We start from the raw sequence: 203 nt of genomic DNA on the forward strand, positions 1-203 counted from the left end.
GGCTCTGATGTACAAGTGTCCGGACGGCGACGTGACGGGCGCCGAACTGCAAGCCTGCACATTATGGCAAGGCGTCATCTATGCAGCGGACGAGACCGGCGTGGTCAGCCTGCTGCCGAAGAAGGGCGATGCGCCGAAGACGCTGATCTTTCCCGACCTCGGCCCTTCGCTGCGCCACTCCTCCGCCTACGGCGCGCAAGGCT

At 65.0% G+C, this 203-nt stretch carries 1 protein-coding gene; it reads left to right on the forward strand.

The annotated features are described in order from the left end of the window. On the forward strand, nt 1-203 hold a 203-nt coding region (locus tag ASE56_RS17135; protein ID WP_200914051.1), incomplete at both ends, for a hypothetical protein.

It is taken from the genome of Microbacterium sp. Leaf203, assembly GCF_001421275.1.
Lineage (GTDB): Bacteria > Actinomycetota > Actinomycetes > Actinomycetales > Microbacteriaceae > Microbacterium > Microbacterium testaceum_A.